The following is a 24,604-nucleotide window of genomic DNA, read 5'->3' as shown; positions in this document are numbered from 1 at the left end:
CGTCAGGCGCGTCACGCGGTCGTGTTGAGGGCGGAGACGACGCTGGCCACCGTGATCGTGTTGAAGACGAACGCGATGACGGAATTGGCCGACACGGTCCGGCGCATCTCCCGCGTCAGTACCGTGACATCGGTCGTCCCGAACGTCGTCATGACCGACAAGGCGAAGTACACATAGTCGCCCCAGAGGGGTTCTTCGCTGCCGGGGAACTCCAGTGCCTGCTCGTCCTCGACGAGGTCGTCCGCGTGGAAGGCCACCGCGAAGGCGACGACCACACAGATCCAGGCGAGCACCACCAGGACGAGAGCCACCACCCCACGGGCCACCGTGGACAGCGCCGAGTCGATGTGCCCCGGGAACCACACCACCGCCACGACGAAGGCGCCGGCCGCGATGAAGAGGGAGACCCCGGGCCCGGGCGCCGTGCCGAGGACGTACCGCTGGAGCCAGGTCCCGCGCTCGGAGCGCCGGGCCCAGCCGCGTACCCGCTCGGGGGAGGCGGTCGAGAAGGCGACCGAGGTGAGCAGGAGATACGGCAGCAGATAGGCCACCAGCGCCAGCACACCTACATCGGCAGCCGACATCCTCGCCCAGCTCCCGTCGACGCCCACGAGGAGACCCGCCGTTGCGACCGCGATCGCGGCACTCACCGCCGACCGCCGCCGCTCGGAGAGCCACCGGCTCCCGGCGCGGCGAGGAGCACGGTCCTGCACGGGCGACCTCCTGGAGCGATCAGCTGCCGACCGGGGAGAAGCTACGGCATCACGCCCCTCCCACCGGGGATGACAACGCGCGGCGCCGCAGTGCGTCCCCATACATCCCGCACGGCGGAGCCGGTCATGGAGATGTGTCTCGAGACAGGGGGCTCCCTACCTAGATCTCGATGACGACGAAGCCGGCACGCGAGCGGCGATGGAGCTGGGCGCTGCAGGGAAGGGGCCGACGTTCCGATCTTCGTCGGCTGTGGCGCATCCCCCGGACTCACCAATGTGACGGCTGCCTCTGTGGCCCGCGGTCACTCCTGTGCGTGCGCGCTCAGCAGACCCACCACGTTGAGGAATGCGTACGCGCCGAGAACGTAGAAGAAGACTCGCCATGCGACGCCCTTCGCCTTCCACCTCTCGGTCACCCGATCCGTGCGGTCATCCTCGCTGTTCACGACGGCTCCCTTCCAGATTTGACAGTGCCTCGCCAGAAGAGCTTAAACTCGAAGTCGATTCGATATCCAATTGAGGTGTCCTCGAGTGACGAGAGCGCACCGTCGGGAGCGATCGTGATGAGCACTGAAGCCTGTGGCACCACTTCACACGTCCCCCTTGAGGGGTACTCCCACAGAACGCGGACATGGCGCAAGGCGAGCTGGAGCCGGGTTCTCCGTGAAGCGAGCGTCGGAAGTGTGATCATGCTCGTGCCCGTCCTGCTCCTTGGGTTCTTCATCTCCTGGACGATCGGCATCGCCATCATCGGGATGACAGCGGCAACGGCCACACTCGCCTCGGCCTTCTTCTCCCTCAGGGGGCACAGGCCCGGGTGCTCCGCCAAGAAGGGCATCGTCCTGGCCCTGGGGTGGTGGGAGCGGGTCTGAAACACCCGTCAGACCTTCGCGCGCGCCCGTGGCGAGCGGCGCCCGGCCTCCGCCGGCGACTTCCTGGTGCCGAGCCATCCGAGAAGGAAGGCCGCGGGGACCGAGACCAGTCCGGGGCTGTGGAACGGGTACCAGTCGAAGGCCAGGTCCGGCCACAGCGCGTACTCGGTCCCGGAGACCGTCGGGGAGAACAAGGTGAGGACGGTGCAGAGCATCAGTCCCCCGTACACGGCCCACACCAGTCCCCGGTGGTTGAACGCCGGCCAGAAGAAGGAGTACACGAGCACCGGGAAGACGCAGGTCGCCGCCACGCCCAGCGAGAAGGCCACCAGGAACTCGACGGGGTAGCGGTGGACGGACGCCGACAGTGTCACCCCTCCCACGCACAGGACGGCGACGACGGTACGAACGGTCCACACCTGCCCCGTCTCGGTGAGGGGGCGCTTGGTCCGGGCGAGGACATCGTGGGTGAGGGAGACCGCGGCAGTGAAGGTCACGCTGGTCACGGTCGTCAGCACGGCGAGGAAGGCGACACAGGCCACGACGGTGATGAGGGCCACCCGTGCCGTCGATCCGTGATCGAGGATGCCGGAGGCGAGCAGGATCGGGGCCGCCTGGCCGTTCGCGTCGACCGCGCCGATCGTCTCGCCGCCGACCACGGCCGCCGCGGCGAACCCTGTCGTGATCAGAAGGAGGTAGAAGACCCCCGTCAGCCCCACGGCGATGCTCGTGGACCGTCGGGCGGACTCCCCGTCGCGTGACGCGGCGACACGGAGGATCAGGTGCGGCATCATCGCCATGCCCAGGATCACGACGATGTGGTCGCTGATCGTGTTCAGCGGACCGAGGCCCGCCGTGTGCACCCAGAGCCCCCGGCTGAGGTACCCGTCCGGAGCCGCGCTCCGCTCCACCGCGGCCGAGAGCAGATCGGCGGGGCTCCACGAGAAGTCGCGCAGGGCGAGCAGCGTGACCACCGCGAGCGTCACCAGGGTGACGGGCACCTTGACGACCTGGACGAAGCTGGTGCCCCTCAGGTCGGCCACCGCGGCGAAACAGGCGACGAGGCAGCCCATCAGGATCGTGCAGGCCACCTGGGCCGTGTCGCTCGACATGCCGATCAGCAGCGCCGCGCTGATCCCGGCGGCCCGCAGCTGGACGACGAGCAGCGGGACCGCGATGACGAGGGTCACCACGGCCGCCGCGGTGCGGGGCCCCTGGCCCGACGCCCGCAGGGAGAAGAGTCCGCCGAGCGTGTAGTGACCGCTGTCGCGGATCTTGCGGGCGAGCAGGAGCAGGACGCCGAGTGCGATGACGCTGTCGACGGCGGACGCGAAACCGTCGTAGCCGAAGAGAGCGATGGCACCCGACGCCGTGAACAAGGTGACGACGGTGATGTACTCGCCCGCCAGGGCGAAGCCGTTGAAGACCGGTGAGAGGGAGCGGTCGGCGGTGTAGAGCCTGTCAGGACGTTCGTCCGGGCTCGCGAGAGTGAAGACCCACAGCAGGCACAGGCAGATGAAGATCAGGAAGGCGCTGATCACCGGGCCCCGGGCGGCCGAGCCGACCGGATCGAGCACGCCCGAGCTCAGGAGGAACGAAGTCGTCACCGGCCGGCCGTCCCCAACTTGCGTCGCAGGGAAGCGGGTTCGGATTCGTGCGACCGCTCACCGGGATCGCGTGGGCGCGTGGACCGATCCTCGTACCACCACACGCTGCCGAGGAAGACGCACAGTTGGAGCGCGGCCCATACGACGCCGAGGGTGAGTCGTCCGTACACCTGGACTCCGGTGAGCGCCGTGGAGCAGGACAACACGATGCCGACGCCGAGAGGCACCGCGTTGACGGTCAGGAAAGTCCGCCGGACGTGCCGGCCGGCCGGAGCCGGGACGGAAGGGGAGCGCACGAAACCTCCGAGGAGTGAGGGGGAGGGATGGATGGAGTGACGGCAGGGGTGAGTGACGGCGAGGCGTGGAGTGACGGCTAGGTGTGGAGTGACGGCGAGGTTGGAGTGACCTCGAACGGCGGCGGAGGCCTGGGGCTAGACGACGCCCTGCGCCGTCATCGCCCGCGCCACCCGCAGGAAGCCCGCCACGTTGGCGCCGAGCACGTAGTCCTCGGCGTTGCCTCCGTACGCCTCGGCGGTGGCGCGGCACTGGGTGTGGACGTCGCGCATGATCTCGGCGAGCCGGGACTCGGTCTGCTCGAAGGTCCAGCTGTCGCGGGCCGCGTTCTGCCGCATCTCGAGCGCCGAGGTCGCCACTCCGCCCGCGTTGGCGGCCTTCCCCGGTCCGAAGAGGACCCCCGCCTCGCGGAACACCGCGACCGCATCGGGGGTGCACGGCATGTTCGCGCCCTCCGCGACAGCTAGCACCCCGTTCTTGACCAGGGCCACCGCGTCGTCGCGGCCCAACTCGTTCTGCGTCGCGCAGGGCAGGGCGATGTCGCAGGGCACGTCGTAGACCGTGCCGCGGGCGGTGAAGCGCGCGGTCGGCTTCGCCTCCGCGTATGCGGAGATCCGGGCGCGCCGCACCTCCTTGACGTCCTTCAACAGCTCCAGGTCGATGCCGTCCTCGTCGACGACGTACCCGGAGGAGTCGCTGCAGGCCACGACGCGGCCGCCCAGGGCGTGCACCTTCTCCGCCGCGTACACGGCCACGTTCCCCGATCCGGAGACCACCACTCGGCGGCCGTCGAAGGTGTGGCCGCGGGTGGCGAGCATCTCCTGGGCGAAGTACACCGCTCCGTAGCCGGTGGCCTCGGTGCGGACGTGGGAGCCGCCCCAGCCGACCGCCTTGCCCGTGAGGACACCGGCTTCGTAGCGGTTGGTGATCCGCTTGTACTGGCCGAAGAGGTAGCCGATCTCTCGCCCACCCACGCCGATGTCCCCGGCGGGGACGTCGGTGTGCTCGCCCACGTGGCGGTGGAGTTCGGTCATGAAGGACTGGCAGAAGCGCATGATCTCGCCGTCCGAGCGGCCCTTCGGGTCGAAGTCCGCGCCGCCCTTGCCGCCGCCGATCCCCATCCCCGTCAGCGCGTTCTTGAAGATCTGCTCGAAGCCGAGGAACTTCACGATGCCGAGGTTCACGCTCGGGTGGAAGCGCAGGCCCCCCTTGTACGGGCCGAGGGCGCTGCTGAACTCCACCCGGAAGCCCCGGTTGACGCGTACGGCGCCCTGGTCGTCGACCCAGGGGACCCGGAAGATCAGCTGCCGCTCGGGCTCGCACAGCCGCTCCAGGATCCCGGTCTCCGCGTACTCGGGGTGCCGGTCGAGCGCGGGAGCGAGGGAGTCCAGCACTTCGGCCGCCGCCTGGTGGAACTCCGCCTCCCCCGGGTTGCGCCGGCGGACCTCCGCGTACACGGCCTCGATGCGGGCGTTGACGTTCATGGTGGGTCTCACTTTCCTGGTCCGGCGGAGCCGGTGCCGTTGAGGCGGTCCGCCAGCCGGTCGACCGCCCAGACCGCGCGGAGTGCCGGGGCGTTGAAGACGGGGGAAGGCAGGAAACTCGACCGTTCGCGCCATACGGCGGCGAGGTCCTCGTGGAGCTCGTCCCCGGCGAGCCGGTCCGCGAGCAGAGTGCCGAGGTAGGGCGCCTGGGCAAGGCCGTGGCCGTTGCAGCCGATCACGTAATGGACGTTCCTGGCAGCCTCTCCGGCGACCGGGAGCCACGACGGCGTCAGCGCGACCCAACCGCCCCACGCCCGTTGCGGTGCGATGTCCCGCAGGGAGGGGAAGCGGGCGTGGAAGCCGCGGGCGAGGTCCGTCACGACCGCGGTGTCCGGCTCGCGCTCGCGCACCGCGCCCCGCCCCAGCTGGAGCCGGCGCACGCCGATCATGACCGTGCCGCGCTGGGTGGGACGGTAGCTCTCCATCAGATTGTGCTGGGTGGCGATGCCGGCCCCGCTCGTCCATCCGGTCGCCTCCAGGCGTCCGGCCTCGATCGGTTCGGTCTCGACCAGGCTGACGAAGACGGGTGCTGCCAGTCGGCTCGGCGCGGCCGCGAGGGCACGGGAGTAGGCGTTGGTGGCCAGCACGACCCGCTCGGCACGGACCTGCCCTCCCGCCGTACGGACGACGACGTGCGCGCCCTGGTGGTCCACGGCCTGGACGGGGGTACCTTCGAACACCCTGGCGCCGGACCGAAGGAGCGCCTCGCGGATGCCGAACGCGAACCGTCCGGGGTTGAGCAGCCCGCCGGCGCGCTCGTGGACACCGCCCAGGAACGCATCGGGCAGACCGAGGTCGCGGGCGTCCCCGAACTCGGCGTCCGCACCTGCCTTCTTGAGGATCCGCGTCTTCCGCTTCGCCTTCCGGAGCTGCCCCTTGGACACGGCGGCGCCGATGTTGCCTGTCGGCCGGTACTCGCAGTCGGTGTCGAGCCGTCCCATCAGCTCCTCGGTGAAGCGGACGGCGCCCTCCGCCAGGTGGACGAGGCGCGGAAAACGGCGCGGGTACAGCGCGCTCAGCATCTCGGGGTCGCCCGCGGGCGCGGCCGTCAACTGGCCGGCGTTGCGCGAACTCGCTCCGTTGCCGCAGTACCCGGCTTCGAGCAGTACGACGTCCACACCGCGCTCGGCCAGCCGCAGTGCCGCCGCCATGCCGGCGTACCCACCGCCGACGACGGCGACGTCGCAGTGGATCCCGCCCTGCAGCGCGGGCGCCGTCTCGGTGGGCGGCTCCGCCCAGCCGGGAGACGTCGAGTACGTGATTCCTGAAGTGGTCATCTCACACGTCCCCGACCACGCCGGAGGAGCCGACGACCTTGGTCTGGGCGGAGAATCCGAGTCCGCCGAGACCGGCCTCCTCGGCCAGCCCCAGGTTCTCGACGGCCGCGGCGAGGAGCCCGGCCCGCTGGCCGGCACCGCGCATGACCGCCAGGCCGGCGCGGGCACCCTCGGCGTAGGTGGCGAGGGTCGCCCGATCCGTCGCGTGGTCGTCGCCGAGGATGGCCGCGATGGTCTCCTCGGTGGCGTTCTGGAGGCCGGCGAGGGCCACCAGAGTGCCTGCCCGCAGCACTTCGGGGTCCAGGCCCTTACCGAGCACGTAGGTGGCCGCCTCCACATAGGAGGCGAGCGCGCTGACGTAGAACGCGCCGACGATCCCGACGTCCAGCAGGCCGGCGGCGCTCACCTGCTCGGAGACGTGGAGCGACGCGCCGCCGAGGGTCCTGAGCGTCTGCTCGTGCTCGGACCAGGCGTCGGGCGAGCCGGAGAAGAGGATCATCGTGGCGTCCGAGCCGATGTCCTGGGGATAGCCGAGGATGGACCCGTCGAGGTAGCGGCCGCCGCGCTCCACTGCCCAGTCCGCCATGCGCGCGGCCTCGTCCGGTGCGCCGCTCGCGACGTTCACCAGCGACGTCCCGTCCCAGGTGGTGACCGGGTCGAGCGCCGTGAGCGTGGCCTCGTAGGTGGACATACAGGCGATGACCAGCCGGGTGGTACCCACGGCGTCCTGGACGGACCGCACCGCGTCGATGCCGACGCCCTCGCGGGCGAGTGCTTCCGCACGCTCGGGGGTGCGGTTCCACACCGCGACCGAGTAGCCGCTCTTGGCGAGGGTGCGCGCGAGGGCGGCGCCCATCAGGCCGCAGCCGATGACCGCGATGTCGTGGGCCTTCGGCCCAGTGTCGGACTCGGTCATGGTGACCTCCGTGTTCGCCAGGGACCGGGCGGTCCGCTGATTCGAAATTCGGGTGGGGGATGGGGGATCGGGGATTCGCGTCGTCCGGGCCACGGTTCGACCCGCTGTGTGCCGACGCGTCGGCTCCGCGCCGTCAGCTGTTCTCGGCGGCGGCGATCCACTCGTTGTAGAACGGCGGCATGGCGGAAGCCGGCCGTGTGAAGCGTGGGGAGCGCTTCTCGCGGAAGGCCGACACGCCCTCGGCTCCGTCGCCGACGCTGGAGTAGAACATCGCCAGGGAATCCACCCGATGTGCGTCCTGCGGGCGTTCCAGGTGCGCGTTGCGAACGGTCATCTGACGGGTCAGCGCGGTCGCCACGCGCGAACGGCCCAGCGTCCAGCGGTCCGCCAGAGCGCGGGCCTCCTTCAGGAGGCGGTCGGGGTCGTGGACCCCGTTCGCGAGGCCGATGGCCTCTGCGGCTTCCGCGTCGAGGATCTCGGCGGAGTACAGCAGGTCCAGTGCCCTGGCCATGCCGACCAAGCGGGGCAGGAACCAGGTCGAGGCGGCCTCCGGCGTGATGCCGAGCCGGCCGAAGACGAGGCCGAAGCGCGCGGTCGTCGACATCAGTCGCGCGTCCATCGCGAGCGTCATGGTCGCGCCGATCCCGACGGCGGGGCCGTTGATCGCGGCGATCACGGGCTTCCGGCAGGCGTGGATGGCCAGGGTGACCCGGCCTCCGGTGTCCCGGACCCGGCTGATGTCGGGACTGTTCAGATCGCTCATGTCGGCGAGCGTGGGTGTGCGGGACTCGTCGAGCCCGAAGGCGTTGCCGTCCGAGCCGAGGTCCATGCCGGCGCAGAACGCCTTGCCCGCGCCGGTGACGACGACGGCCCGGACGTCGTCGTTGTCGTTCACCTCGGTGAAGGTCCGCTCCAGTTCGCCCGCCATGGTCGGTGTGAAAGCGTTCAGGCGGTCCGGCCGGTCCAGGGTGACGGTGAGGACGCCGTCGTCGACGCGGTGGTGGAGGGTGGTCCAGGTCATGAGGGTCGCTCCTGCTTTCGTACGTGGGGGGGCAGGGTTCAGCGGCGGAGGTCGGCGAGCCGGCCGATGGTCTTCTCGGCGTCGGCCACGATGCCGCTGACGATCTCCTCGCAGGTGGCGACCGACTCGATGAGCCCCTGCGCCTGGCCGGCCCACCACAGGCCGTCGTCCATGTGGCCCTGTTCGAGCACGCGGGTGCGGCCCCGGACGCCGGAGGCCAGCGCGGCGACGTCCTCGAAGGCCGCGCCGGGACGCTTCGAGCGGGCGACGATCTCCTCGGAGATCGCGTTGCGCGCGACGCGGCCGGTGTTCCCGAACTCCCGGAAGACCAGCTGGGTGGCCCGTTCGTCGTTGGCCACGATCTGATCCTTGACGTTCTGGTGCACCGGGGCCTCCGCACTGGCGACGAAGCGGGTGCCCATGTTCACGGCACAGGCCCCGAGCGCAAGGGCGGCGGCGAGGCCACTGCCGGTCGCGAAGCCGCCGCTGGCGATGACCGGGATGTCCAGGCGTCGCACGGCGGCGGGGATGAGCACCAGGCCGGGGATGTCCTCCTCACCGGGGTGTCCGGCGCACTCGAAGCCGTCGATGCTGACCGCGTCGACGCCGAGGCCCTGCGCCTTGAGGGCGTGCCGGACGGCCACCGCCTTGTGGATCACCTTGACACCGGCGGCCTTGAAGTCCGCCACGTGCTCCGCGGGGTTGCTGCCCGCCGTCTCAACGACCCGTACGCCGCTCTCGATGATCGCCGCCCGGTACTCCGCGTAGGGCACCGGCCTGAGCGTCGGCAGGACGGTCAGGTTGACGCCGAAGGGCCGGTCGGTCATCTCGCGGCATCGCGCGATCTCCCGCGCCAGCGCCTCAGGGGTGGGCTGGGTCAGCGCCGTGAGAAACCCGAGCGCGCCGGCCTCGGCCACGGCGGAGACGAGTTCCGCGGTGCCGACGCCGGTCATGCCGCCGCAGACGATCGGGTGGTCCACTTCGAACAGTTCGGTGAAGGTGGTCGAAATCATGAGTGGGGCCGGCCAGGGCCCTCTCCGTTCTTCCGCCGTCGCCGGACGCGAGTCACACGGCGACCTCGTGTCGCCGACGGCGTGGCGCACCGAGAGCGAGATTCGATTTCGAATCCACTTCGAGTTTAGAGTCGCGGAGTGCCGAACTGTCAAGGTCCTGGCGAAGGCCCGCCCGCCCCCGATCGACCGACGCGCCCGCCGCAGGCGGACTTACCGCCCGCGCGGCTCCTGCCGCCCGGACAGGCGGGCGACCTGGTCCTTGGATACGTTGCCCTCATGGAGAAGGACGTCTCCGCCTTCCTCAGCCGCCTGGCGCACGAACTGAGACCGCGCTCGGACCAGTGGGCCGCTCTCCTGATGGAGCGCACGCGCGGTGAGCTTCCCGAACTCTGGCAGCACGAGGACCTCGCCCAGCGCGCGCTGAGCGAGACAGCCGACCACGTCTCCGCCTTCCTCGACGCCCTCGACCAGGGCCGCGACATCACCGAGGCCCAAGCGCCTCCGGCCGCCGTGGAACTCGCCCGCGGGTTCGCCGAAGGCGGCGTACCGCTCAGCACACTGCTCCGCACCTACCGCCTCGGGCACGTCAGCCTGCTCCAGCTGCTCCAGGAAGAGGCCATCCGGCTCACCGACGACCAGCGCCTGGCCAACGCAGCGACCCTCCGGCTGATCGAGACCGGATTCGCGTACGTCGACCACAGCTCGGAACAGGTGGTCGCCGCCTATCAGGAGGTACGCGACCGGCGGGTGCAGCGCAGGCTGATGCTCGCCAATGAGGCGAGCAGGCGGATCGGGACCACCCTCGACATCACGCGCACCGCCGAGGAGTTGGCGGAGGTCGGCACCGACGGCTTCGCCGACCTCGTCACCGTCGATCTCCTCGACTCCGTCCTCCAGGACGGCGAGCGGCACCCGCCGGCGGATGCGCCGATGCTGCGGCGCGTGGCTCAGCGGTCCGTTCTGGACGGCCGCCCCGACTCCCCCGTCGACACGGGCCGACGGCACGTCTACGCATCGGAGTCGGCGCCGACGGAGGTACTGGCCACCGGGCGACCCCTCCTGCTGCAACTCGCGGACGCCGACGCCCCGGCGTGGCTCGCGCCGCCCGGCCCGCCCCGCTTCGGCTTCCACTCGGTGCTGCTGCTGCCCCTGTACGCGCGGGGAACCCTTCTGGGCCTCGCCCAGTTCGTCCGTCATCGCACCCCCACCCCGTTCGACGACGACGACCTTCTGCTGGCGCAGGAGATCGCCGCCAGAGCGGCGGTGTACATCGACAACGCCCGCCGGTACACGCACGAGCGCACCACCGCACTCGCCCTGCAGCGCAGCCTGCTGCCGCAGCGCCAGGTGGAGCAGTCCGCCGTCGAGACCGCCGCCCGCTACCTCCCCAGCGGTTCACGGGCCGGTGTGGGCGGCGACTGGTACGACGTGATCCCCCTGTCCGGAGGCCGCGTCGCCCTCGTCGTGGGGGACGTGGTCGGCCGCGGACTGCGCGCCGCCGCCACCATGGGCCGCCTGCGCACCGCCGTCCGCGCCTTCGCCGACATCGACCTGATGCCGGACGAACTGCTCACCCACCTCGACGACGTCGTCATCCGCCTCCAGAGGGAGGAGGCCGACGAGGGCGGCGAGATCAGCGCCACCTGCCTGTACGCGGTCTACGACCCCGCGACCCGTCTCTGCTCCCTCGCCAGCGCCGGGCACGTACCGCCTGCCGTGGCGACCCCTGCGGCTGACGCCGGGACGACCGGCCCCACGTCCGCCGACGCCGGGCCAGCCGACACCGACACCGACACCGACACCACCGAAGCCCAGAACACGGAGGCGGCGCCGGCCGGCCTCCCCGACCTACCGATCGGCCCACCGCTCGGCCTCGGCGGCCTGCCGTTCGAGACCGCCCAGTGGGAACTGCCCGAGGGCAGCCTGCTGGCCCTGTACACCGATGGCCTCATCCAGAGCCGTACGCGCGATCTCGACGCCTCGCTGACGCTGCTGGGCGACGCCCTCGCACGGGCGGGACGGTCCTCGGCTTCGCCGGACGAGGTCTGTGAACGCCTGCTGGCCACGATGCTCCCGGCGCGCCCTTCCGACGACGTGGCTCTCCTGGTCGCCCGCACCCGCGCACTCGACCCCGGCCACGTCGCCACGCTCGACCTCCCGTCCGACTTCGCCGCGGTCTCCGGAGCACGTCGCTTCGCCGCCGACACGCTGGGCTCGTGGGGACTCGACGAGCTGTCCTTCGCGACAGAGCTCATCGTCAGCGAACTGGTGACCAACGCGATCCGCTACGGCAAGCCCCCCGTCCACCTGCGGCTCGTCCTCGACTCGGCCCTCACCTGCGAAGTGTTCGACGCCAACAGCACCGCGCCGCACATGCGGCGCGCCCGGACCTTCGACGAGGGCGGCCGCGGCCTGCTGCTCGTCGCCCAGTTCGCCGAGCGCTGGGGCACCCGGCACGGCCGCGAGGGCAAGACCATCTGGGCCGAGCAGGCCCTGCCCTAGCCCCAACGCGCCCCGTCGGGCCGCAGGTATCGAGTCGGCCTCATCGAGGACAAGACCTTGACGGCACTTGACCGACGGTTAAACTCAAACTCGATTCGACATCGAATCTCGCGCCTTCGGCCACCCTTCCGGCCGTCCGCGACACGGAGGTCGCCGCGCGCCCGGCGACCGCAACAGAACGGAGCGGGCCATGACCCACTGTTTTGACTTTGCGGTGCTCGAGGCCGGAGTCGTCGCATGACCGCGCGGAAGGTCGTCTTCATCGGCGCCGCGGGCGAGATGTGCAAGGTGGCCATCGAGCGCTTCGCACGGGCGGGGGGCGACTTCGAGCTCACCCTGTGCGACATCCGGCCCGAGCTGCTGCGGCCGCTGGTGAAGAAGCTGCCGGCCGGGCGGGTCAAGGTCAGGCAGCTCGACCTCTACGACCGGGGCGCCCTCTTCGAGGTGGTCGAGGGCGCCGCTCTGGTCGTCCTGGGCGCCGGCCCCTACATCCGCACCTCGGAGCCGGTGATCACGGCCTGCATCGAGCTGAAGGTGCCGTACCTCGACTTCGACGACGACGTCGAGAGCACCCTGCACGCCCTGAGCCTCGCCGACAAGGCCCAGGAGGCGGGCATTCCGCTCTACATCGGCTGCGGCGCCTCACCGGGCATGAGCAATGTGATGGCCGTGGACGCCGCGAACGAGCTGGACACCGTCGAGGACATCGAGCTGTTCTGGACGGTCGGCGACGAGCGGCCGAACGTCGGCCGGGCGGTCATCCATCACCTCATGCACATCGCCGCCGGCGACTGTCTGACGTGGGAGAACGGCGGGCCGGTCACCCACGAGTCGTACGTCGAGACCGGATCGGCGCCGATGGGCGGCAGCCTGGGCGAGACCCTGCTGTACGAGACGGCCCACCCGGAGCCCGTCACCCTCCCCCGCCGCTACCCCCAGGCACAGCGCATCCGATGTCTCGGCGGAATGGACCCGGCGCCGATCAACGGCCTCGTCAAGGGCCTCGGCCAGGCCATCCAGTCCGGCGACATGACATCCGACGAGGCCGTCGACTTCATGATGGAGATCATCAAGAGCCGCTTCGGCACCCCCACCGGCTGGCGTCACGCGCTGCGCGGCATGGCCGGCCAGGTGCGTCGCGGCGAGAGCGGCGCGGGCGAGATGCTCAAGTTCCTCGGGGCGTCGGCACTCCGCCGCCGCTACACCTGGCGCGGCGGCCTGCTCGCCCGCGTCACCGGCACCCGCGGCGGGCGCCCGGCAGTCGCTGTCCGACGCATCCCGGTCAGCGGACCAGGGACCTACCTCGGCGCCAGCATGGCCACGTTGACCGGGACCGCCTGCGCCGCGTTCATCGTCCTGGCGCTCGACGAGGCCGGGAAGCGCGCCGGTTCGTTCGCCCCGGAGGACTGGGCCGAGCCGGAGGCCTTCTACACGGCCCTGGAGCGCGTGGGGACACCGCGCTACGAGATCGTCGAGTCGGTGCACTAGGGACGCTCCCGACTCGACCCTGACCGGGGCATCGCCGCGACCGCGCACTTGGGAGGTCCGGGCGCGGCGATGCCCTGGTCGCAACCATCACCCTCGCGTGCGCCGCCCGCCACGCACTCGCCCTGGAGCCGCCGAGATGCCTCGCCCCATCACCCCAGTACCACGTACGCACAACCCCTTCCCTCAGGATGACCTGGTGAGGGACGTGAAGGGTGTCCCCAGGTATCCGGACGCGCCCACGACCCTGCTCGACGTGCTCCGTACGCACGTAGAGATCCGCCCCGACGCCGAAGCGGTCGTCGAACTCGGCGGCGACCGGCTCACGTACGCGCAGCTGTGGCGGCGTGCCAGCCGCGTGGCCGGGGGGCTGCGCGCCCGCGGTGTGACAGCCGGCGACCGGGTCGCGGTGCGGTACCAGGCGGGCACGGACTGGGCCCTCGCCTTCTGGGGCACCGTACTGGCCGGCGGCATCGCCGTGGCGGTCAACACCCGTTCGGCGCCCCCGGAGGTGGAGTTCGTCCTGGCCGACGCGGGCGTCAAGGTTGACCTGCCGGACGGCGCACCATTGCCGGACGGGGATCCGTACGTCACCACGGATCTCGACACCGCCGACGTGGCCGCGCTCTTCTACACCTCAGGCACGACCGGGCGCCCCAAGGGCGTGCCGACCACGCACGAGGCGTTCGTGACGAACGCCGAGAACCTGATCCGTTGTCTCGGCATCCCCCGGGACGCGGGACCGGAGCTGCGGACCCTGATCTCGGTGCCGCTGTTCCATGTCACCGGCTGCAACGCGCAGTTCGTCGTCGCCGCCTGCCTCGGCGGCACATCGGTGATCATGCCCAGCCTTGATCTGCCGCGGCTCACGGCGGCGTTGACGGAGGAACGGATCTCGTTCCTCGTGACCGTGCCCGCTGTGTACTCCCTGCTGCTGCGGCACCCGGCCTTCGCCGGTGCCGACGTCTCCGGGGTCCGCTGGCTGGCGTACGGCGGCGCACCGATCGCGCCGTCGCTCGTCCGCTCGCTGAAGGAGGCCTTCCCGGCGGCCACGGTGATCAACGGCTACGGCATGACGGAGACGGCGTCGCTCATCACCGTCCTGCCGGACCGGGACGCCGCCGAACACGCGGACTCCGTCGGCTACGCGGTCCCGTCGGTGGAGCTCGGCGTCGCCCCGATCGGCGACGATCCGTACACGGGCGAACTGGTGGTCCGTGGCGTCACCGTGACCACCGGCTACTGGCGCAGGCCGGAGGCCACGGCGGAGGCGATCGCCGACGGATGGCTGCACACCGGGGACATCGTCCGGGTCGACGAGGCCGGGCGCGTCCACATCGTCGACCGGATCAAGGACATCATCAACCGCGGCGGCGAGAACATCTCCAGCGTGGAGGTCGAGGCGGTACTGCTCTCCGCGCCCGGAGTCGCCGACGCCGCCGTCCTCGCCGTGCCCGACGACGTCATGGGCGAGAAGGTCGGAGCCGTCCTCTTCGCCGACGGGCCGGAGATCGACGTCGCCGCGGTGATCACGCACTGCCGGGGCAGGCTCGCCGACTTCAAGGTTCCGCAGTACGCCACGGTCGTCACCGAGGCGCTGCCGCGCAACGCCGGAGGGAAGCTCCTCAAGAACCGGCTGCGCGACCAGGTGCGGTGGGGTGGCCCGCTGCGTTAGCCGTCGGCCGGCCGCCCCCGCGCGCCGGTGTCGTCACCGCGTCCCTTCGGAGGCGTAGGTCTCCAGGTACGCGGTGACGAGGCGGCGCGCTTCGTCGATCGTGGCGTCGTCCCCGGCCGGGGCGCGCCGGAACGCGATGTCGAAGAGCCGGGTGCCCACCTCGAAGGCGAGGAGCAGGGCGAGCAGGGGCATGTCGGCCGCTACGAGGCGCTGCTCGACGAGGTGGTGCCAGAGCCGTTCCGCCTGGGCCTCGTCGAAGGCGCGCACCATCTCGTCGAGCGTGGCGTGACGTCCCGCGAACCACAGCTCCGTGCAGCTGCGGTGACGGCGGAGATAATCGAGGAGCAGGTCGATCATGACGTCGACGGCCTCGCGCAGCGTCTGCGCCGTGGGTTCGGCCAGTGCGGCGCCGATGAGCCTGTCCAGCTCGCCCAGGTGTCGCTGCAGCAGCTCGGCGTCGACCTCGTACCGGTCGGCGAAGTAGTGGTACATCGAGGCGATCGGGATGCCGGCCCGCTCGCCGGTCGCCTTCAGGGTGGCGGCCTCGTAGCCCTGCTCGGCGAGCAGCCCCTCGGCGGCGTCGAGGATGGCCTTCCTGCGCTCCAGCCCGCGACGCTGGGCCGCCGGGCGAGCCGGGGTCCGGCTTGTCGCATTGTTATCGAACACGATTCGAGATCGTATCAGCCTCACGGCCGGACCTTCCTTCCCGGCGTGTATTGACACGCCCTGAACACCTCATAAACTCGAAGTCGAATCGACATCGACTTATGGCAGCACGCGAGCCGAACGAACGGAGAAGCCCATGGCCCACAGGTGGGACGTCGTGGCCGAGAGATGCGCGGGACGGACCGCGATCATCACGGGCGCCAGCCGCGGTATCGGGCTCGCGATCGCCGAGCGGCTGATCGCCGAGGGCGCGAAGGTGGTGATCACCGGACGCAGGCCGGACGCCCTGGCCGCGGCCGTCGCCTCGCTCGGCGGCCCCGACCACGCACTCGGCATCGCCGGTCACGCCGCCGACACCGCCCACCAGGACGAGGTCGTCGCCCGGGCGGTCGACACCTTCGGCAGCGCCGACCTGCTGGTCAACAACACCGGCGTCAACCCGGTGTACGGGCCGTTGATGGAGCTCGATCCCGACGTGGCCCGCAGTGTCGTCGAGGTCAACGTCCTCTCCGCGCTGTCCTGGGTCCAGAAGATCTACAAGGCATGGATGTCCGGACACGGCGGCGCGATCGTCAACGTGGCCTCGCTCAGCGGCATCCGGCCGGAGCCCGGCATCGGAATGTACGGCGCCAGCAAGGCGATGCTGATGCATCTCACCAAGGAGCTGGCTGTCGAGCTGAGCCCGCGCGTCCGGGTCAACGCGGTCGCGCCGGCCGTGGTGAAGACGAGGTTCGCCGCCGCGCTCTACGAGGGGCGGGAAGACGCTGTCGCGGCGGAGTATCCGCTGGCACGGCTCGGGACCCCCGATGACATCGCCGGCGTCGTGGCGTTCCTGCTCTCCGGGGACGCGGCGTGGATGACGGGTCGGACGCTGGTCGTCGACGGTGGTCTCGCAGCGGCGGGCGGTGCCTGATGGGAGCGCACGAGGCGGGCGCGACTCCGGGGCTCGACCTCGCCCGGCTCCGCCCCTGGTTCGCCGAGGCCGTGCCGACGGCCCGGTCCGGCACACTGTCGGCCACCCTGATCACCGGCGGCAAGTCCAATCTGACGTACCGTCTCACCGACGGCGAGTCCCAATGGATCCTGCGCCGGCCGCCCCTGGGCCACGTGCTGGCCACCGCCCACGACATGGGACGCGAGTACGCGGTGATGGCGGCGCTCGCCGACACACCGGTGCCGGTGCCGCGGCTGCACGGCCTCTGTCTCGACACCGGCGTCCTCGGGGCCGAGTTCTACATCATGGAGGCGGTCGAGGGCCGGCCGTACCGCACGGCGGCGGAGCTGGCACCCCTCGGCCCCGCGCGGGTGCGGCGGATCTCCGGCGCCCTCGTGGACACCCTCGCCGACCTCCACATGGTCGACGCGGACGCGGTCGGGCTCGGCGGCTTCGGCCGACCCGAGGGCTTCCTCACCCGCCAGGTGGCACGCTGGCGCAGGCAGATGGGCGCCTCCTACTCCCGCGACCTGCCGGCCGCCGTCACCCTCCACGCCGAACTTGAGGCACGCGCACCCGCGATGGACGCGACCACCCGCCCCGGCATCGTGCACGGCGACTTCCGGCTCGACAACGTACTGGTCGACGGAGACGACCGGCCGCGCGCTGTCATCGACTGGGAGATGGCCACCGTCGGCGACCCGGTCACCGACCTGGCGCTGATGCTGCTCTACACCCGGCTGGCCCGGCTGGTCGGGCCGGAAGTCGCCCCCGACGCCGGCGACGCGCCCGGCTTCCTGAACGAGTCCGAGATCGTCGCCCGTTACGCCGCGCGCGGCGGACGCGACCTCGGCGCCATCGGCTTCCACCTCGGTCTCGCCGCCTTCAAGCTCGCCTCGATCCTCGAAGGCATCCACTACCGCCGCCTGAGAGGGCAGACCGTCGGGCCGGGCTTCGACCGTATCGGCGAGGCGATCCACCCGCTGCTCGACGCCGGACTCGCCGCACTCAAGGAACACTGATCATGCACTTCGCCTTCGATCCCCGCACCGAACTACTGCGCGAGAACCTGCTCGACCTGATGTGGAGTCACATCCACCCGGCGGAGCGCGTGTTCGACCAGCAGCTCGAAGCTCTCGACGACCGCTGGGCGTGGGACTCGGTCCCGGTGCTCGGCGAACTCCGGGCCGAGGCCCGCCGCCGTGGCCTCTGGAACCTCTTCCTCCCCGGCGAGGAGGGCGCCGGCCTCACCAACCTCCAGTACGCGCCCCTCGCCGAGATCACCGGCCGCTCGCCGGAACTCGCGCCCGCCGCCCTCAACTGCGCGGCACCGGACACCGGCAACATGGAGGTGCTGTCCATGTTCGGCACCGAGGCGCAGCGCAAGGAGTGGCTGGAGCCGCTCCTCGCCGGCGAGATCCGCTCCGCCTTCGCGATGACGGAACCCGACGTCGCCTCCTCCGACGCCACCAACATCGCGACCTCGATCGTCCGCGAATGCGACGACTACGTGATCAACGGCCGCAAGTGGTGGATCACCGGAGCGATGAACCCCAACGCCCAGGTGTTCGTCGTCATGGGCAGGACCGACCCCGAGGCCGACCGGCACCGCCGGCAGTCGATGATCCTCGTCCCCCGTGACACCCCCGGCGTCGAGATCAGGCGCGCCATGGAGGTCTTCGGGTACGACGACCACGACCACGGCGGCCACGCCGAGATGGTCTTCCACGACGTACGGGTCCCGGCCGCGAACCTCATCGGCCAGGAGGGCGACGGATTCGCGATCGCCCAGGCCCGCCTCGGCCCGGGACGGATCCACCACTGCATGCGCTTCATCGGCGTCGCCGAGCGGGCGATCGAGCTGATGTGCGCCCGCGCCGAGGAACGGGTGGCGTTCGGCAAGCCGCTCGCCCGCCAGGGCGTGATCCGCGACTGGATCGCCGAATCCCGGGTGCGGATCGAGCAGCTGCGCCTCCTCGTCCTCAAGACCGCCTGGCTGATGGACACCGTCGGCAACAAGGGCGCCCACACCGAGATCCAGGCCATCAAGATCGCCACGCCCAGGACGGTCCAGTGGATCCTCGACAAGGCCATTCAGATCCACGGAGCCGGTGGCCTGTCCCAGGACTTCGCGCTCGCCCGCGCCTACGCCGGCATCCGCTCGCTGCGCTTCGCCGACGGTCCCGACGAGGTGCACAAGAACGCCCTCGCCCGCGCCGAGCTGAGCCGCCGGGCAGCCGCAGGCGACTGCCGACCGGCGGGAGCCGTCCCCATACAGCCCCACCCCACCGCGGCCAGGAGTCACCCGTGACAAAGACGACCACCAGCCGCCCCGCGTCCACGGACGTCGACGTGCTGATCATCGGCGCCGGGATCTCGGGCATCGGCGCGGCCTCCCACCTCACGACCCTCCGTCCGGGCACGTCCTTCGTGATCCTGGAGGGCCGCGACGGGATCGGCGGCACCTGGGACCTGTTCCGGTACCCCGGCATCCGGTCCGACTCCGACATGCCCACCTTCGGATACGGCTTCAAGCCATGGACCCACCGCAAGTCGATCGCCGACGGACAGCTCATCCTCGACTACCTGCGGCAGACGGTCGCCGAGCACGGCCTTGCCCGGCACATCCGGTTCGGGCACCGGGTCGTCAGCGCGGAGTTCTCCTCCGCGACAGGACGGTGGACCGTCACCACCCAGCAGCCCGGCAGTCGGAAGAAGGCGAGGTTCACCGCACGCTTCCTCTTCCTCGGCACGGGCATGTACGACCACGACGCGGGATTCACACCGGAGTTCACCGGCATCGAGGAGTTCGCCGGCACGGTGATCCACCCGCAGCACTGGCCCGCGGACCTCGACTACACCGGCAAGCGCGTCATCGTGATCGGCAGCGGCGCCACGGCCGTCACGCTCATCCCGTCGATGGCCCGCACGGCCGGGCACGTCACCATGCTGCAGCGCTCACCGAGCTACGTGTTCTCGCTCCCGGCCCACGACGCCGTGGCCCACGCGCTGAGGAAACTGGTCGGCCACCGACGGGCGCACCGAATCGTCCGGCGCAAGAACATCATGGTCACGCGTGGCGTCTACAAGGCCAGCAGGCGCATGCCGAAACTGATGCGGAGGCTGCTCATCGCCCAGGTGCGCCGACAACTCCCCCGCCACTTCGACGTCGACACGCACTTCACGCCGCGCTACGACCCGTGGGACCAGCGGCTGTGCGTGGTGCCCGACGGCGATCTGTTCAAGGCGATCTCGGCCGGCCGTGCCTCGGTCGTGACCGACCACATCGACCGATTCACCAAGACCGGCATCCGGTTGAAGTCGGGTCAGGAACTGACCGGAGACGTCGTCGTCACCGCGACCGGGCTCACCATGGCGCCCTTCGGCAAGATCCGGCTGAGCGTCGACGGCCGCGAGACGAAGCCCTCGGAGACCATGGCGTACAAGGCGATGATGCTCTCCGGCGTCCCGAACCTCGTCTTCGCGCTGGGCTACACCAACCTCTCCTGGACGCTCAAGGTCGACCTGGTCTGCGAGCACTTCTGCCGCCTGCTCGACCACATGGACGCCCACGGCCACGCCACCGTCGAACCCGTCCTGGACGACCCGACCGTCGCACGGGTCCCGTACATGGACCTGAGCTCCAACTACGTCCTGCGGGGCATCAGGGACTTCCCCCGGGCGGGAACGAGCGGTCCGTGGACGGTGGAGATGGCGTACGAGAGAGACGTCGAGCGGCTGCGTGAGGGGTCGGTCGAAGACGCCGCGCTCCGGTTCACCGCCGGCGGCCCGGTGCCGTCGGGGTCGCGGCCCCGTCCGGAGGCGACACGATGAAGCGCGACATCACCTTCCTCAGCCGGGGCGTCCGCTGCGCCGCCTGGCACGTACCGGCCACGAACGACGCCCTGGCCGGACCGGGCGGACGGCCCTGCGTGGTCATGGCCCATGGCTTCGGGGGCACCCGCGACAGCGGCCTGCTGAACTACGCCGAGGGCTTCGCCGCGGCCGGGATCGACACCTTCGTCTTCGACTACCGCGGCTTCGGGGACTCCGGCGGCAGGCCCCGCCAGGACGTCTCCGTCCGCCGCCAGCGGCAGGACTACCACGCGGCCCTCGCCGCCGCCCGGCGGCTGCCCGGCGTCGACCCGGACCGGATCGCGCTGTGGGGCGTGTCGTACGCGGGCGGCCACGCCCTCGTCGTCGCCGCCCAGGACGCGCGGGTCGCGGCGGTCGTCTCGCTGACACCCGTCACCGACGGGCTCGCCTCGCTGGCCCACCTGGTGCGTCACGCCGGGGTCGGCCGGATGCTGCGGCTGGCGAGGCACGGGCTGCGTGACGCCGCCCGCGCCGTCACCGCGCGGCCGCCGCACCACGTACCCGTCGTCGCGGAGCCGGGCGCACTGGCGATGATGGGGGTCCCGCGCGCGCAGGAGATCTGCGCGTCCTTCGCCGGCCCCACCTTCCGCAACGAGGTGCGCGCCCGCGCGGCGCTGAAGGTCGGTCTCAACCGGCCCACCACCTTCGTGGACCGCCTGGCGTGCCCGATCCTCGTGCAGATCGGTACGAAGGACCGCATCGCACCCCCCGAGGCGGCGCGGCGGGCCGCCCGCAAGGCCGGCCGGCGGGCGGAGCTGCACGAGTACCCCGTGGACCATCTGGACGTCTACGCGGGACCGGGACAGCGGCAAGCACTCGCCGACCAGCTCGACTTCCTCACGCGGGTCCTGGATCACCACGGATCCCCCATTCAAGGGACGGGATGAACATGTACGACTACGTCATCGTCGGCGCCGGATCCGCGGGCTGTGTCCTCGCGGCGCGGCTCTCGGAGGACCCCGGCGTGCGGGTCGCGCTGATCGAGGCCGGCGGTCCCGACACCGCGCAGGAGATCCACGTTCCGGCGGCGTTCCCGCAGCTCTTCAAGTCCGCCCTGGACTGGGACCTCGACTCCGACCCGGAACCGGGCATCGGCGGACGGCGGGCCTATCTGCCCCGGGGCAAGGTGTTCGGCGGCTCCAGTTCGATCAACGCGATGATCTACATCCGCGGCAACCGCGCCGACTACGACGGCTGGGCGGCGGCCGGGGCGACCGGTTGGTCGTACGCCGATGTGCTGCCGTACTTCCGGCGCTCGGAGGACAACGAGCGCGGCCATGACCTCTACCACGGGGTGGGCGGGCCGCTGACGGTCAGCGACGGCAGGTCCGATCATCCGCTCGCCTCGGCCTTCGTGCGGGCGGCCGAGCAGGCCGGGCACAAGGGCAACGACGACTTCAACGGCGCGACGCAGGAAGGCGTCGGGCGCTACCAGGTGACGCAGCGCGGCGGACTGCGGTGCAGCGCCGCCGTCGCCTATCTGCACCCCGCCCTGGACCGGCCGAACCTGACCGTGCTCTCCTCGGCCCGCGCCCTTCGCGTGGTGATCGAGGGCGGCCGGGCGACGGGGGTCGAGGTCGAGCGGGACGGCGGCGTCGAGGTCGTCCGGGCCGAGCGGGAGGTGATCCTGTCCGCGGGGGCGTACGAGTCTCCGAAGCTGCTGATGCTCTCCGGGATCGGTCCTGCCGCCGCCCTGTCCGCCTTCGGCATCGTCGTCGTCCGCGACCTGCCGGTCGGACAGGGCCTGCAGGACCACTACATGACGCTGCTCAACTTCCGTACGGACGCCGAGTCCTTGATCAGCGCGGCGAGCCCCGAGAACGCGGCGCTGCTGCAGAGCGAGGGGCGTGGCCCGCTGACCTCCAACCTCGGCGAGGCGGGCGGGTTCTTCCGCAGCCGTCCCGAACTGGACGCTCCCGACGTGCAGTTCCACGCCGCTCCGGTGCTGTTCCACCAGGAGGGGCTCGGCGCGCCGACCGGCCACGGCTTCTCTTTCGGCCCGTGCGTGGTCGCCCCGACGAGCCGTGGCGCGGTGACCCTGCGTTCGCCGCGCCCCGACGCTGCGCCCCGGATCGTCCACAACTACCTGACGACGGCCGAGGACCGGGCTGCCATCGTCGCCGGCATTCGGATCGCCCTGGAGATCGCCGCGCGGCCGGCGGTGACCGGCCTGGTCACGGAGGCCTTCGACGTGCCCGTCTCGCACTCCGACGCCGGACTCCTCGACTGGGCGCGGCGATCCGGGCAGACGCTGTTCCACCCGACGTCGACGTGTGCGATCGGCTCGGTGGTCGACCCCGAGCTGCGCGTGTACGACGTGGCGGGCCTGCGGGTCGTCGACGCCTCGGTCTTCCCTTCGGTGCCGCGTGGCAACACCAACGCACCCACGATCATGGCCGCGGAGAAAGCGGCCGACCTCATCAAGGGAGCCGTCCGATGACAACGTCCCCGCCCTCCACCGAGCAGGTGTGGGAGATCGACCGGGCCGTCGACGACCTGGTCCGCGGTGAGGCGGCCTGGGCCGCCTGCGACCGGGCGAAGCGACGCGAACTCCTGGAACGGATGCGGGCGGCGACCGCCGCGCAGGCCGAGGCGTGGGTGCGTGCGGCCGTCGCGTACAAGGGGCTCGCGGAGGACAGCCCGCTGGTCGGCGAGGAGTGGATCTCCGGCCCGTACCCCGTGCTGACCGGCCTGGGCACCCTCGCCGCGAGCATCGAGGCCCTGGAGGAGAGCCGCAGCCCCGTCGACGGGTTCTCCTTCGGCCGGGCGCCCGGCGGGCGCGTCACGGTCCGCGTCCTGCCGCACAGCATCTGGGACCAGCTGCTGCTGAACGGATTCAGCGCCGATGTGTGGATGCCGCCGGGCGTCACGAGGCAGACGGTGACCGATCGCGCGGGCCTCGCCCTCCTGCGCCCGGCGGAGACCAGGGGCGTGGGCGTCGTACTCGGCGCGGGGAACATCACCTCGATCCCGATCCTGGACGTGCTGTACGAGCTGTACGCGAACAACCGGGTGGTGGCCCTGAAGCTCAACCCGGTCACGAACGGGCTCCTCGAAGTCTTCGCCGAGGTCCTGGCCCCGCTGATCGACCTCGGCGCGGTCCGGATCCTCACCGGCGGCGCCGACGTGGGCGCCCACCTCGTGCGGCACCCGAAGGTCGGCCACGTCCACATGACGGGCAGCGCCGCGACCCACGACGCGATCGTCTTCGGTACGGGCGAGGAGGGCGCCGCCCGCAAGAAGGCCGGGACTCCCCTGCTCGACAAGCCGGTCACCAGCGAACTCGGCGGGGTGTCCCCGACGATCGTGCTGCCCGGCGGCTGGTCCGAGGCCGATCTGCGCTACCAGGCGGAACACGTCGCCACGCAGAAACTGCACAACGGCGGCTACAACTGCGTGGCGAGCCAGGTGGTCGTCGTCAGCTCCGACTGGGCGCAGAAGGGCCGCTTCCTGGCCCATCTGCGCGCCGCCCTGGCCGACGCGCCCGCCCGCCCCGCGTACTACCCGGGCAGCGACGACCGGGTCGCCCGGGCTCTCGACGCGTACGACGGGGCCGAGCGCATCGGCGGAGGCCGCGTGCTGATCACGGGGCTCGACCCCGCGGAGAACGGACCTGCCCTGACCGGCGAGTTCTTCGCCCCTGTCCTCGCCGTCCTGGAACTCCCCGGCGACGCACGCCAGTTCCTCGCCGCGGCGGTCCGTGCGGCGAACGAGGACCTCGCCGGCACGCTCGGTGTGAACCTGATCGCGCACCCGGGCACCATGGCCGTGCTCGGCCCCGCGCTGGACGAGGCGATCGCCGAACTCCGCTACGGGACCGTCGCGTTGAACGCGTGGACCGGAGTCGGCTATCTCACCGCGACGGCCCCCTGGGGCGCCTTCCCCGGCCACACCCTCGACGACGTGCAGAGCGGCGTTGGCGTCGTACACAACGCGCTGCTCCTGGACGGACCGGAACGCACCGTCGTACGGGGCCCGTTCCACCCAGCGCCCCGGGCGCTCCTCCACGGGAGGACTACCCTCTCCCCCAAGCCCCCGTGGTTCGTCACCAACCGCACGGCGGCCACCACGGGCCGCCTCCTCGCCGACTTCGCCGCCGCGCCCCGCTGGAGTGCGCTGCCGAAGATCTTCGCCTCCGCACTCCGCGGCTGACGCCCGTCACCCCGACGCGGCGTTCCGCGATCCGCGCGCACACGAAGGAGTTCGACC

At 71.2% G+C, this 24,604-nt stretch carries 19 protein-coding genes and 1 pseudogene; 11 read left to right on the top strand and 9 right to left on the bottom strand.

Going from position 1 to position 24,604, the window contains the following annotated elements:
- Nucleotides 1-11: 11 nt before the first annotated feature.
- Nucleotides 12-713, bottom strand: a complete 702-nt coding sequence (locus ACFWRO_RS22310) for a DUF1345 domain-containing protein (RefSeq protein WP_384512815.1) — start codon at nucleotides 711-713, stop codon at nucleotides 12-14.
- Nucleotides 714-1,015: 302 nt separating this feature from the next.
- A complete protein-coding gene (locus tag ACFWRO_RS22305; RefSeq protein WP_384512814.1) occupies nucleotides 1,016-1,159 on the bottom strand; it encodes a hypothetical protein in 144 nt (47 codons plus the stop codon).
- A 237-nt stretch (nucleotides 1,160-1,396) separates the two neighbouring features.
- On the opposite strand from ACFWRO_RS22305, the gene ACFWRO_RS22300 reads away from it, so the two are divergent.
- On the top strand, nucleotides 1,397-1,585 hold the full coding sequence (locus ACFWRO_RS22300; protein ID WP_384512813.1) for a hypothetical protein: 189 nt from the start codon (nucleotides 1,397-1,399) through the stop codon (nucleotides 1,583-1,585).
- Between the two features lie 8 nt (nucleotides 1,586-1,593).
- On the opposite strand, the gene ACFWRO_RS22295 is transcribed toward ACFWRO_RS22300, so the two are convergent.
- The 6 genes from ACFWRO_RS22295 to ACFWRO_RS22270 form a co-directional block, all read right to left on the bottom strand.
- On the bottom strand, nucleotides 1,594-3,192 hold the full coding sequence (locus tag ACFWRO_RS22295) for a transporter (RefSeq protein WP_384512812.1): 1,599 nt from the start codon (nucleotides 3,190-3,192) through the stop codon (nucleotides 1,594-1,596).
- Nucleotides 3,193-3,623: 431 nt separating this feature from the next.
- Nucleotides 3,624-4,970 (bottom strand): NADP-specific glutamate dehydrogenase, encoded by a 1,347-nt coding sequence (gene gdhA / locus ACFWRO_RS22290; protein ID WP_384512811.1) that lies wholly within the window; start codon nucleotides 4,968-4,970, stop codon nucleotides 3,624-3,626.
- An 8-nt stretch (nucleotides 4,971-4,978) separates the two neighbouring features.
- The gene (locus ACFWRO_RS22285; protein ID WP_384512810.1) at nucleotides 4,979-6,307 is read right to left on the bottom strand and encodes an NAD(P)/FAD-dependent oxidoreductase; all 1,329 of its coding nucleotides are present in this window, start codon (nucleotides 6,305-6,307) and stop codon (nucleotides 4,979-4,981) included.
- Nucleotide 6,308: 1 nt separating this feature from the next.
- On the bottom strand, nucleotides 6,309-7,223 hold the full coding sequence (locus ACFWRO_RS22280) for an NAD(P)-dependent oxidoreductase (RefSeq protein WP_384512809.1): 915 nt from the start codon (nucleotides 7,221-7,223) through the stop codon (nucleotides 6,309-6,311).
- A 133-nt stretch (nucleotides 7,224-7,356) separates the two neighbouring features.
- Nucleotides 7,357-8,244 carry a crotonase/enoyl-CoA hydratase family protein gene (locus ACFWRO_RS22275; RefSeq protein WP_384512808.1) on the bottom strand — a complete coding sequence of 296 codons (888 nt, stop codon included), beginning with the start codon at nucleotides 8,242-8,244 and terminating at the stop codon, nucleotides 7,357-7,359.
- A 38-nt stretch (nucleotides 8,245-8,282) separates the two neighbouring features.
- Nucleotides 8,283-9,257 (bottom strand): NAD(P)H-dependent flavin oxidoreductase, encoded by a 975-nt coding sequence (locus ACFWRO_RS22270; RefSeq protein WP_384512807.1) that lies wholly within the window; start codon nucleotides 9,255-9,257, stop codon nucleotides 8,283-8,285.
- A 276-nt stretch (nucleotides 9,258-9,533) separates the two neighbouring features.
- Here ACFWRO_RS22270 and ACFWRO_RS22265 point away from each other — a divergent pair, with 276 nt between their 5' ends.
- From ACFWRO_RS22265 to ACFWRO_RS22255, 3 genes are all read left to right on the top strand, one after another.
- Nucleotides 9,534-11,759 (top strand): SpoIIE family protein phosphatase, encoded by a 2,226-nt coding sequence (locus ACFWRO_RS22265; protein WP_384512806.1) that lies wholly within the window; start codon nucleotides 9,534-9,536, stop codon nucleotides 11,757-11,759.
- Nucleotides 11,760-11,996: 237 nt separating this feature from the next.
- Nucleotides 11,997-13,247, top strand: coding sequence for a saccharopine dehydrogenase family protein (locus ACFWRO_RS22260; protein ID WP_384512805.1), 1,251 nt, complete (start codon nucleotides 11,997-11,999; stop codon nucleotides 13,245-13,247).
- Nucleotides 13,248-13,443: 196 nt separating this feature from the next.
- Complete coding sequence (locus tag ACFWRO_RS22255) at nucleotides 13,444-14,919, top strand: class I adenylate-forming enzyme family protein (protein WP_384512804.1); 1,476 nt, start codon at nucleotides 13,444-13,446, stop codon at nucleotides 14,917-14,919.
- Between the two features lie 33 nt (nucleotides 14,920-14,952).
- On the opposite strand, the gene ACFWRO_RS22250 is transcribed toward ACFWRO_RS22255, so the two are convergent.
- On the bottom strand, nucleotides 14,953-15,585 hold the full coding sequence (locus ACFWRO_RS22250; RefSeq protein WP_384512803.1) for a TetR/AcrR family transcriptional regulator: 633 nt from the start codon (nucleotides 15,583-15,585) through the stop codon (nucleotides 14,953-14,955).
- A 136-nt stretch (nucleotides 15,586-15,721) separates the two neighbouring features.
- On the opposite strand from ACFWRO_RS22250, the gene ACFWRO_RS22245 reads away from it, so the two are divergent.
- The 7 genes and pseudogenes from ACFWRO_RS22245 (at nucleotide 15,722) to ACFWRO_RS22215 (ending at nucleotide 24,547) form a co-directional block, all read left to right on the top strand.
- Nucleotides 15,722-16,498: an SDR family oxidoreductase gene (locus ACFWRO_RS22245; RefSeq protein ID WP_384512802.1), complete on the top strand. Its 777-nt coding sequence runs from the start codon at nucleotides 15,722-15,724 to the stop codon at nucleotides 16,496-16,498.
- Nucleotides 16,498-17,541, top strand: coding sequence for a phosphotransferase family protein (locus ACFWRO_RS22240; RefSeq protein ID WP_384512801.1), 1,044 nt, complete (start codon nucleotides 16,498-16,500; stop codon nucleotides 17,539-17,541). Before ACFWRO_RS22245 ends, ACFWRO_RS22240 begins: the two co-directional genes overlap by 1 nt.
- 2 nt (nucleotides 17,542-17,543) lie before the next feature.
- Nucleotides 17,544-18,749, top strand: a pseudogene (locus ACFWRO_RS22235) (acyl-CoA dehydrogenase family protein); the annotation flags it as partial.
- A gap of 77 nt (nucleotides 18,750-18,826) precedes the next feature.
- The gene (locus ACFWRO_RS22230) at nucleotides 18,827-20,353 is read left to right on the top strand and encodes a flavin-containing monooxygenase (protein ID WP_384512800.1); all 1,527 of its coding nucleotides are present in this window, start codon (nucleotides 18,827-18,829) and stop codon (nucleotides 20,351-20,353) included.
- Nucleotides 20,350-21,282, top strand: coding sequence for an alpha/beta hydrolase (locus ACFWRO_RS22225; RefSeq protein WP_384512799.1), 933 nt, complete (start codon nucleotides 20,350-20,352; stop codon nucleotides 21,280-21,282). Before ACFWRO_RS22230 ends, ACFWRO_RS22225 begins: the two co-directional genes overlap by 4 nt.
- Nucleotides 21,279-22,835: a GMC family oxidoreductase gene (locus tag ACFWRO_RS22220; RefSeq protein WP_384512798.1), complete on the top strand. Its 1,557-nt coding sequence runs from the start codon at nucleotides 21,279-21,281 to the stop codon at nucleotides 22,833-22,835. Before ACFWRO_RS22225 ends, ACFWRO_RS22220 begins: the two co-directional genes overlap by 4 nt.
- Nucleotides 22,832-24,547, top strand: coding sequence for an aldehyde dehydrogenase family protein (locus ACFWRO_RS22215; protein ID WP_384512797.1), 1,716 nt, complete (start codon nucleotides 22,832-22,834; stop codon nucleotides 24,545-24,547). The genes ACFWRO_RS22220 and ACFWRO_RS22215 overlap by 4 nt, the downstream gene beginning before the upstream one ends.
- The last annotated feature ends 57 nt before the right edge of the window (nucleotides 24,548-24,604 follow it).

Source organism: Streptomyces sp. NPDC058579 (assembly GCF_042718575.1).
Classification (GTDB): Bacteria; Actinomycetota; Actinomycetes; order Streptomycetales; family Streptomycetaceae; genus Streptomyces.
Note: the sequence above shows the minus strand (reverse complement) of the source record. Positions and strands in the feature narration are given on the sequence as shown.

Bases quoted from the DNA above. Each gene is read 5' to 3' on its own strand.
- ACFWRO_RS22225 (WP_384512799.1), top strand. From the start codon at position 20,350: ATGAAGCGCGACATCACCTTCCTCAGCCGGGGCGTCCGCTGCGCCGCC.
- gdhA (WP_384512811.1), bottom strand. From the start codon at position 4,970: ATGAACGTCAACGCCCGCATCGAGGCCGTGTACGCGGAGGTCCGCCGG.
- ACFWRO_RS22280 (WP_384512809.1), bottom strand. From the start codon at position 7,223: ATGACCGAGTCCGACACTGGGCCGAAGGCCCACGACATCGCGGTCATC.
- ACFWRO_RS22275 (WP_384512808.1), bottom strand. From the start codon at position 8,244: ATGACCTGGACCACCCTCCACCACCGCGTCGACGACGGCGTCCTCACC.
- ACFWRO_RS22260 (WP_384512805.1), top strand. From the start codon at position 11,997: ATGACCGCGCGGAAGGTCGTCTTCATCGGCGCCGCGGGCGAGATGTGC.
- ACFWRO_RS22220 (WP_384512798.1), top strand. From the start codon at position 21,279: ATGAACATGTACGACTACGTCATCGTCGGCGCCGGATCCGCGGGCTGT.
- ACFWRO_RS22265 (WP_384512806.1), top strand. From the start codon at position 9,534: ATGGAGAAGGACGTCTCCGCCTTCCTCAGCCGCCTGGCGCACGAACTG.
- ACFWRO_RS22270 (WP_384512807.1), bottom strand. From the start codon at position 9,257: ATGATTTCGACCACCTTCACCGAACTGTTCGAAGTGGACCACCCGATC.
- ACFWRO_RS22240 (WP_384512801.1), top strand. From the start codon at position 16,498: ATGGGAGCGCACGAGGCGGGCGCGACTCCGGGGCTCGACCTCGCCCGG.
- ACFWRO_RS22285 (WP_384512810.1), bottom strand. From the start codon at position 6,307: ATGACCACTTCAGGAATCACGTACTCGACGTCTCCCGGCTGGGCGGAG.
- ACFWRO_RS22245 (WP_384512802.1), top strand. From the start codon at position 15,722: ATGGCCCACAGGTGGGACGTCGTGGCCGAGAGATGCGCGGGACGGACC.
- ACFWRO_RS22215 (WP_384512797.1), top strand. From the start codon at position 22,832: ATGACAACGTCCCCGCCCTCCACCGAGCAGGTGTGGGAGATCGACCGG.